This is a genomic window from Nocardioides malaquae (assembly GCF_015070385.1).
Classification (GTDB): Bacteria; Actinomycetota; Actinomycetes; order Propionibacteriales; family Nocardioidaceae; genus Nocardioides; species Nocardioides malaquae.
On record NZ_JADCSA010001239.1, the window covers coordinates 1 to 234 of the forward strand.

Below are 234 nucleotides of genomic sequence, written 5' to 3' on the forward strand. Positions count from 1 at the left end.
ACGAAACCAAATTAAAAGCGCTTCGTTCGGATTTAGCTAACCTAAAAGAACAACGCAATGAAATCAATGCGAAGTGGAAAAGCGAAAAAGAAGTTGTAGACAATATTCAAAATACTAAGCAGAATATTGAAAATTTCAAATTAGAAGCTGAACGCGCAGAGCGTGATGGAGATTATGGCAAAGTAGCCGAATTGCGATACGGAAAAATTAAGGAAGCTCAAGAACAATTGGAAA

At 36.3% G+C, this 234-nt stretch carries 1 protein-coding gene; it reads left to right on the plus strand.

Features of this window, described 5'->3' with window-relative positions:
* Positions 1-234: hypothetical protein (locus IEQ44_RS18805; protein WP_193639495.1), on the plus strand; the 234-nt coding region annotated here is incomplete at both ends.